Annotated in this window: 5 protein-coding genes; all 5 read left to right on the top strand. The window is 74.1% G+C overall.

Features of this window, described 5'->3' with window-relative positions; all coding sequences use genetic code 11:
* Window positions 1–99 precede the first annotated feature (99 nt).
* Window positions 100–2,019 (top strand): methylmalonyl-CoA mutase subunit beta, encoded by a 1,920-nt coding sequence (locus BLP29_RS09585; RefSeq protein WP_092802837.1) that lies wholly within the window; start codon window positions 100–102, stop codon window positions 2,017–2,019.
* Window positions 2,016–4,223 carry a methylmalonyl-CoA mutase gene (scpA, locus tag BLP29_RS09590; RefSeq protein WP_092802840.1) on the top strand — a complete coding sequence of 736 codons (2,208 nt, stop codon included), beginning with the start codon at window positions 2,016–2,018 and terminating at the stop codon, window positions 4,221–4,223. Before BLP29_RS09585 ends, scpA begins: the two co-directional genes overlap by 4 nt.
* Window positions 4,223–5,194, top strand: coding sequence for a methylmalonyl Co-A mutase-associated GTPase MeaB (gene meaB, locus BLP29_RS09595; RefSeq protein ID WP_092802843.1), 972 nt, complete (start codon window positions 4,223–4,225; stop codon window positions 5,192–5,194). Before scpA ends, meaB begins: the two co-directional genes overlap by 1 nt.
* Before the next feature lie 69 nt (window positions 5,195–5,263).
* A complete protein-coding gene (locus BLP29_RS09600) occupies window positions 5,264–6,667 on the top strand; it encodes an NAD(P)H-quinone dehydrogenase (protein WP_092802846.1) in 1,404 nt (467 codons plus the stop codon).
* A gap of 88 nt (window positions 6,668–6,755) precedes the next feature.
* Window positions 6,756–8,710: hypothetical protein (locus BLP29_RS09605; RefSeq protein WP_133379100.1), on the top strand; the 1,955-nt coding region annotated here is incomplete at its 3' end.

Here is an 8,710-nt window from a genome sequence, read left to right on the forward strand (position 1 = left end):
GTCCCGACACGTCGTCCGTGCGCCCCCGTCGGTGGCGTCCGGTAGACAGACCCTCGACGTACCTCCCCGCAGCGCAGCACGGAGAACGGTGACCCGACGATGAGCCACCCCACCCCCGACGCGGTCGAGTCGGCCCCGGCTGACCCGACCGCCCCCGACGAGCTCGCACTCGCCGCAGGCTTCCCCCCGGTCGACCGCGACCGGTGGCGAGAGCTGGTCGCCGGCGTGCTCCGCAAGGCCGGGCGCGAGCAGCTGCCCGACCCGGTGGAGGAGGCGCTGCGCCGACCGGTGGCCACGGGGGTGACGGTGGCGCCGCTGTACACCGCGGCCGACGTCGCCGACCTGCCGCCGACCGGGGCCCCGGGCCTGCCGCCGTTCGTCCGCGGCTCGCGGGTGGTGCGCCCAGCGCCGGCGGCGGCCGACGGGCAGGTGGCCGCCAGCGCTCCCGCGGGCTGGGACGTCCGGCAGCGGCACGCCGACCCCGACCCGGGGACGACGAAGGACGCGATCGGCGCCGACCTGGAGCACGGCGTGACCTCGCTGTGGCTGGTGCTGGGCGAGGGCGGTGTCCCGGCCGGGGCCCTCGGCGAGGTGCTGTCCGACGTCCTGCTCGACCTGGCGCCGGTGACCCTGCAGGGCGGGCCGGCCGCGGCCGACGCCTTCCTCGACCTCCTCGACCACCGCGTGGCCGGTCGCACCGACCTGGCGCCCGGCGGCAACCTGGGCCTGGACCCGCTCGGCGACCAGGCCCGCACCGGCGTCGCCGCCGACCTGACCGGGCTGGGGCAGTACGCACGCCGGGCCGCCGAGCACGGGGACCTGCGCGCGGTGGTCGTCGACGCCACCCCCGCGCACGACGCCGGCGGGACGGCGGTCGAGGAGCTCGGCTGCGCGGTCTCCGCGGGCGTGGCGTACCTGCGGGCGCTCACCGAGCAGGGCCTGTCGGTCGCCGAGGCCGCCCGGGCGGTGGAGTTCCGGTTCGCCGCGACCGCCGACCAGTTCACGACGATCGCGATGCTGCGCGCTGCTCGCCGGCTCTGGGACCGGGTCGGCGAGTCCTCCGGCGTCCCGGCCGCCGACCGCGGCATGCGCCAGCACGCGGTGACCTCGTCGGTGATGACCACCGCCCGCGATCCGTGGGTCAACATGCTGCGCACGACGGTCGCGGCGTTCGGCGCAGGCGTGGGCGGGGCCGACGCGATCACGGTGCAGCCCTTCGACGCCGCGCTCGGCCTGCCCGACCCCTTCGCCCGCCGCATCGCGCGCAACACCCAGGCGCTGCTGCTGGAGGAGAGCCACCTCGGGCGCGTGCTCGACCCGGCCGGCGGTTCCTGGTACGTCGAGTCGCTGACCGACGCGCTGGCCCACGCCGCCTGGGCGTGGTTCATCGATCTCGAGCGGGCCGGCGGGTACGCCGCCGCGCTGTCCTCGGGGCTCGTGCACGAGCGCGTGGCCGCGGCGTGGGCCGACCGTTCCCGGCGGCTCGCCACGCGGAAGGACGCGATCACCGGGGTCAGCGAGTTCCCGAACGTCGCCGAGGTGCTGCCCGACCGCCGACCGGCGCCCACGCCACCCCCACCCGGGCCGGGGGCGCTGCCCCGGGTGCGGGCCGCAGCGGCATTCGAGGACCTGCGGGACCGCGCCGAGCAGCCGGCCGACCGCCCGGCCGTCTACCTGGCCACGCTCGGCAAGCCGGCCGCGCACACCGCCCGCGCGACGTTCGCGGCCAACCTCTTCCAGGCCGGCGGGATGACCACCCCCGCCGGGGACGGCGCCGACGGGTTGGCCGACGCACGCACGACGACGGCCTGCATCTGCGGGGCCGACAGGGACTACGTGGCCGACGGGGCGGCCGCCGAGCTCGCTGCCGCGCTGCGGGCCGCCGGGGCCACCCGGGTCTGGCTGGCCGGCAAGCCCGACCTCGCCGTCGACGGGGTGGACGGCTACGTCTTCGCCGGCTGCGACGCGGTCGACGTCCTCACCACCACCCTCGACGAGCTGCTGGGAGCACGGGCATGAGCGGCATCCCCGACTTCGGGTCCCTCGAGCTGGGCACCACCTCGGCCGCGGCGACCGCGGCCGACTGGGCGGCGGAGTTCGCCGAGCGCACCGGGCGACCGGTGGGCGAGGCCACGTGGGAGACCCCCGAGGGCATCGGGGTGCCGCCGCTGCTGGGCACCGAGGACCTCGAGGGCCTGGACTTCCTGGACGGGTACCCCGGGCTGCCGCCCTACGGTCGCGGCCCCTACCCGACGATGTACACGACCCAGCCCTGGACGGTGCGGCAGTACGCGGGGTTCTCCACCGCGGCGGCGTCGAACGCGTTCTACCGGCGCAACCTGGCCGCGGGGCAGAAGGGCCTGTCGGTCGCCTTCGACCTGCCCACCCACCGCGGCTACGACTCCGACCACCCGCGGGTGCCCGGCGACGTGGGCATGGCCGGGGTGGCCATCGACTCGATCCTGGACATGCGGCAGCTGTTCGACGGCATCCCGCTGGACCGCATGAGCGTCTCGATGACCATGAACGGCGCGGTGCTGCCGGTGCTTGCGCTCTACATCGTGGCGGCCGAGGAGCAGGGGGTGGCGCCCGAGCAGCTCAGCGGCACCATCCAGAACGACATCCTCAAGGAGTTCATGGTCCGCAACACCTACATCTACCCGCCGGGGCCGTCGATGCAGGTGATCAGCGACATCTTCGCCTACACCTCGCAGCGGATGCCCCGGTTCAACTCGATCTCGATCTCCGGGTACCACATCCAGGAGGCCGGTGCGACGGCCGACCTGGAGCTGGCCTACACCCTCGCCGACGGCGTGGAGTACCTGAAGGCCGGCCGCGAGGCGGGCATGGACGTCGACGCGTTCGCGCCCCGGTTGAGCTTCTTCTGGGGCATCGGCATGAACTTCTTCATGGAGGTCGCCAAGCTGCGGGCCGGGCGGCTGCTGTGGGCCAAGCTCGTGGAGCGCGAGGGGGCGACCAACCCGAAGTCGCTGTCGCTGCGCACGCACTCGCAGACCTCGGGGTGGTCGCTGACCGCGCAGGACGTCTACAACAACGTCGTCCGCACCTGCGTCGAGGCCATGGCCGCCACCCAGGGCCACACGCAGTCGCTGCACACCAACGCCCTCGACGAGGCGCTGGCGCTGCCCACCGACTTCTCCGCGCGCATCGCCCGCAACACCCAGTTGCTGCTGCAGCAGGAGTCCGGGACCACCCGGGTCATCGACCCGTGGGGCGGGTCGGCCTACGTCGAGCGGCTCACCTACGACCTGGCCCGCAAGGCGTGGGCGCACATCGAGGAGGTGCAGGCGCACGGCGGCATGGCCCAGGCGATCAGCGACGGCATCCCCAAGCTGCGCATCGAGGAGGCCGCCGCCCGCACCCAGGCCCGCATCGACTCCGGCCGCCAGCCGGTGATCGGGGTGAACAAGTACCCGGTCGAGGCCGACGAGGCCATCGAGGTGCTCAAGGTGGACAACGCCGACGTGCTGGCCCAGCAGGTGCAGCGGCTGAAGGACCTCCGCGCCGAGCGCGACGGCGACGCGACCGAGGCCGCGCTGCGCAAGCTGACCGAGGCCGCCCAGGCCGCCGCGGACGGCGAGCGCGGGCAGGAGCTGGAGAACAACCTGCTGGCCCTGGCCGTCGACGCCGCCCGGGCCAAGGCCACCGTCGGGGAGATCTCCGACGCGCTGGAGAAGGTCTACGGCCGGCACGCCGGACAGGTGCGCACCATCTCGGGCGTGTACCGCGAGGAGGCAGGGGAGGGTGGCCCGATGCAGGAGACCCGTGCCATGACCGAGGCGTTCGCCGAGGCCGAGGGACGCCGTCCGCGCATCCTGGTCGCCAAGATGGGCCAGGACGGCCACGACCGCGGTCAGAAGGTGATCGCCACCGCCTTCGCCGACCTCGGCTTCGACGTCGACGTGGGCCCGCTGTTCCAGACCCCGGAGGAGGTCGCCCGGCAGGCGGTCGAGGCCGACGTCCACGTCGTCGGGGTGTCCTCGCTCGCCGCGGGCCACCTCACGCTGGTGCCGGCGCTGCGCGACGCGCTGGCCGAGCTGGGTGCCGACGACGTGCTCGTCGTGGTCGGCGGGGTCATCCCGCCCGACGACGTGCAGACGCTGAAGGACATGGGCGCGGCGGCGGTGTTCCCGCCCGGCACGGTGATCGCGACGGCGGCCCAGCAGCTGCTGCGGGAGCTGTCGGCCCGCCTCGGGCACTGATGGAGCTGGCGGACGGCGTCCTGGCCGGCGACCGCCGGTCGATCGCCCGTGCCATCACGCTGGTCGAGTCACGGCGGGCCGACCACCGCGAGCGGGCACAGGAGCTGCTGGTCGAGCTGCTGCCGCACGTCGGGGGAGCTCAACGGGTGGGCATCAGCGGGGTGCCGGGGGTCGGCAAGTCGACCTTCATCGACCAGCTCGGCGTCGACCTCACCGCCGCGGGGCACAAGGTCGCAGTGCTGGCGGTCGACCCGTCGTCGGCCCGGTCGGGCGGGTCGATCCTGGGCGACAAGACCCGCATGGCCCGGCTGTCGGTCGACCCGAACGCGTTCATCCGGCCCTCGCCCACGGCCGGGACGCTGGGTGGGGTCGCGCAGGCCACCCGTGAGTCGATGGTGGTGGTCGAGGCCGCCGGCTACGACGTGGTGCTGGTGGAGACCGTCGGGGTGGGGCAGAGCGAGGTCACCGTCGCCGAGATGGTCGACACGTTCCTGTTCCTGACCCTGGCCCGCACCGGCGATTCCCTGCAGGGCATCAAGCGCGGCATCCTCGAGATCGCCGACGTCATCGCGGTCAACAAGGCCGACGGCCCGGCCGCCGGAGACGCCCGGACGGCGGCCCGCGAGCTGGCCGGAGCCATCCGGATGCTGCGGGGCGCCTCGGAGTGGGACGTCCCGGTGCTGACCTGCGCGGGGCTGACCGGCGAGGGCCTGGCCGAGGTCTGGGCCAGGGTCGTCGCGCACACCGACCAGCTGAGGGCGTCGGGGGAATTCGACCGGCGCCGCAACGCCCAGCAGGTGCGCTGGACCTGGCAGCTCGTCCGCGACGGGCTCGAGGCCCGGCTGCGCGAGCACCCCGCCGTCCGGTCGTCGGCGGGTGCCCTCGAGGAACGGGTGCTGGCCGGCGAGCTGACCCCGGCACTGGCCGCCCGCGAGCTGCTCGCCACGTTCCTGGCCGACCCGACCCCCTGACGGCGACGGCCGTCCCGGCAACCGGGGAGAATGGGGCGCACACCGCCCGCACTGCCCTGGAGCTCACCCATGACCCGCATCGTCATCATCGGCGGCGGACCGGCCGGCTACGAGGCCGCCCTGGTCGCCGCCCAGCTCGGCGCCGACGTCACCGTCGTCGAGCGTGACGGCCTCGGCGGGGCCAGCGTGCTCACCGACTGCGTGCCCTCCAAGACCTTCATCGCCGCCGCCGGGGCCATGACCGCGGTGCGCGACTCCGCCGTCCTGGGCCTGCAGGGTTCCGACCTGGCCACGGTGAGCCTGGACCTGTCGGCGGTCAACCACCGCATCAAGGGCCTCGCGGTCGCCCAGTCGGCTGACATCCACGCGCGGCTCGAGAGCGTCGGCGTGCGCTGCGTGAGCGGCACCGCCCGGCTGTCCGACGACGTCCGCGGCCTCATCACGCACCGGGTCGAGATCTGCGACCACGAGGGCGGGGTGCAGCAGGAGGTCGAGTGCGACGTCGTCCTCATCGCCACCGGCGCGGACCCGCGGGTGCTGCCCGGCGCCGAGCCCGACGGCGAGCGCATCCTGAGCTGGCGCGACGTCTACGAGCTCGAGGACCTGCCCGAGCACCTCGTCGTCGTCGGGTCCGGGGTGACCGGGGCCGAGTTCGCCTCCGGCTACCTCGAGGCCGGGGTGCCGGTCACGCTGGTCTCCTCCCGCGACCAGGTGCTGCCCGGGGAGGACGCCGACGCCGCCGCCGTGGTCGAGCAGGTCTTCCAGTCCCGCGGCGGCAAGATCGCCGACCGGGGCCGGGCGGAGTCCGTCGTCCGCACCCCGACCGGGGTCGAGGTGAAGCTGACCGACGGCCGGGTCGTCACCGGGTCGCACGCCCTCATGACCGTGGGCACCGTCCCCAACACCGACGGGCTGAACCTGGAGAAGTGCGGGGTCGCGACCTCGCCGTCCGGGCACGTCGTCGTGGACCGGGTGTCGCGCACGTCGGTGCCCGGCATCTACGCCGCCGGCGACGTCACCGGCGTCTTCCAGCTCGCCTCGGTCGCGGCCATGCAGGGCCGCATCGCGATGTGGCACGCGCTCGGCGAGGCCGTGTCGCCCATCCGGCTGGGCACCGTCGCCGGCAACGTGTTCACCCACCCCGAGATCGCCACCGTCGGGGTGCAGGAGAAGACGCTGCCCGAGGGCACCGACATCGAGAGCGTGCAGCTGCCGCTGGCCACCAACGCCCGGGCGAAGATGAGCGACCTGCGCGACGGCTTCGTGAAGATCTTCGCCCGCCGTTCCACCGGCGTGGTCGTCGGCGGCGTCGTGGTCGCCCCCGGCGCGTCCGAGCTGGTGCTGCCGATCACGCTGGCCGTCAGCAAGGGGCTCACGGTCGACGACCTGGCGCAGACGTTCTCGATCTACCCCTCGCTGTCGGGCTCGATCACCGAGGCCGGGCGGCGGCTGATGAACTCCCAGCCCGGGTGAGTCCGCCTCACCCGGGAGGGTGAGCCGCTCAAGCCGGTCGCCCCGGACGACGAACTCCTGAGCAGTCCCTTCTGCTCAGGAGTCACCCGTGCCCCAGGTCCGACGTCGCCGCGCGCTGCGTTCCTCCGTGCTCGCCGCGTCCCTCGCCGTCCTGGCGTCCCTCGTCGTGGCGCCGCCCGCGCTCGCCGAGGACCCCACCGCGGCGCCGTCGACGGGCACGTCCGCCCCGACGAGCGCGAGCAGCACCGACGGGACGCCGACCACAGCGGCCCCGATCACCGAGGCGGCGCCCACGACCGCGCCCACCACGGACCAGCCCGTCGAGCCGGCGCCGGTCGACCAGCCGGCGGTCGAGGACTCCACGGTGCCCGACGCCGGTGACGTCGTCGTCGGCGAGCTCCAGCAGGCCTGGCCCGACCCGGCGGCCGAGGACCACGACCACCACGGGGCCGAGGAGCACACCGGGCACGACGACCACGCGGGGGAGCAGCCGCTCAGCTGGATCGACACCGGTGACGGCACCGCGGTGCGGGTGCCGACGGATGCGCTGCCCGACGTCACCGTCGGCTCCACCATCTCGGTCACCGTGGGCGACCCGGTCACCGACGAGGCCTCGACCGAGCAGGGCTTCGCCCCCGCCGTCGACGTCCAGTCGGCCACCGTGCTGGACGTCGCGGCCCCCGACCCGACGACGGCCTCGGCCGGGTCCACCCCGACCAACACGGTCACCGCCGTCCTGGTGCTGCCCTCCGGGGCGACGGCCGACGGCACGTCCATCAGCACGGTGGTGAACGCCCTGAACGCCGACGTCTCGCCCTTCTGGGACGAGCAGAGCAACGGCACGGTGCGGATCTCCGCGGCCCAGGGCGCCTCGGGATGGATCACCTCGGCCCAGGCCTGCAGCGCGCCGTTCGCCCTGTGGTCCGACGTCGCCCGCCAGATCGGCTGGACCGAGGGCGCCGGCAAGCACCTCATGCTCTACGTCCCGCGCAACGCGCCGGGCTGCGCCTACGGCCTGGGAACCGTCGGCTCCTCCATCGGGTCGGGCGGGTACTCCTACGTGCAGGCGTCCCGGCTGTCGGTGATGGGTCACGAGCTCGGGCACAACTTCGGGCTCGGCCACTCGTCGGAGCTGCAGTGCAACTCGTCCCTCGAGGCGGGTTCCTGCCGCACCCGCGACTACTACGACTTCTACGACATCATGGGCATCTCCTGGGACCAGGTCGGCACCCTCAACGCGGCCCAGGCCGCCCGCCTGGGTCTGTTGCCGTCCTCCGAGCAGGTCGCCCTCACCACGTCCAACGCGACGACCACGGTGACGCTGGTGCCCGTGGCGGCGTCCTCGGGGACCCGGGCGATCAAGCTCACCGCGGCCGACGGCACCGTCTACTACCTCGAGTACCGCCAGGCCAGCGGCCGGGACGCCTGGCTGGGGGACAGCCGGAACGCCTACGGCCTGACCAGCGGCGTGGTGCTGCGCCGCGCGTCGTCGGGCGCCAACACCTCCCTGCTGCTCGACGGCTCACCGTCCGGGTCCGCGGGGTGGGACGGCGACATGCAGCAGGCCCTGCCGGTCGGTGCGGCGGTCCAGGTCGCCGGCGGTGACTTCCACGTCGTCGTCCAGAGGACCGATGCCGGCTCGGCTGCTGTTCGCGTCCGGACAGCGCTGGCACCGACCGTGACCAGTCTGCTGACGGGCGACGAGCTGTACCCCGACCAGTCGTTGGTCTCGGCCAACGGTGCGTACCGGTTGGTGGTGCAGGCCGACGGGAACCTGGTGGTGTACGGGGCCGGTGATCGTGTGGTGTGGGCCAGCTACAGCGGTGGTTCGGGTGCTCGTGCGGTGATGCAGGCCGACGGCAACCTGGTGGTGTACGGGGGCCGTGGTGAGGCGTTGTGGTCCACGCGGACGTATGCCTCGTCGGGTGGGTCGGTCCGGTTGTCCGATGACGGTGCGGTGGTGGTGTCGTCGGGTTCGGGGGCTGTGCTGTGGTCCTCGGGGTCCGATGACCGTTCGGTGCTGCGTGCTGGTCAGCGGTTGTT

The organism is Klenkia marina, from assembly GCF_900101025.1.
GTDB lineage: Bacteria > Actinomycetota > Actinomycetes > Mycobacteriales > Geodermatophilaceae > Klenkia > Klenkia marina.

Excerpts from the sequence above, each read along its gene's own strand:
- BLP29_RS09585 (WP_092802837.1), top strand. The coding sequence starts at position 100 with ATGAGCCACCCCACCCCCGACGCGGTCGAGTCGGCCCCGGCTGACCCG.
- scpA (WP_092802840.1), top strand. The coding sequence starts at position 2,016 with ATGAGCGGCATCCCCGACTTCGGGTCCCTCGAGCTGGGCACCACCTCG.
- meaB (WP_092802843.1), top strand. The coding sequence starts at position 4,223 with ATGGAGCTGGCGGACGGCGTCCTGGCCGGCGACCGCCGGTCGATCGCC.
- BLP29_RS09600 (WP_092802846.1), top strand. The coding sequence starts at position 5,264 with ATGACCCGCATCGTCATCATCGGCGGCGGACCGGCCGGCTACGAGGCC.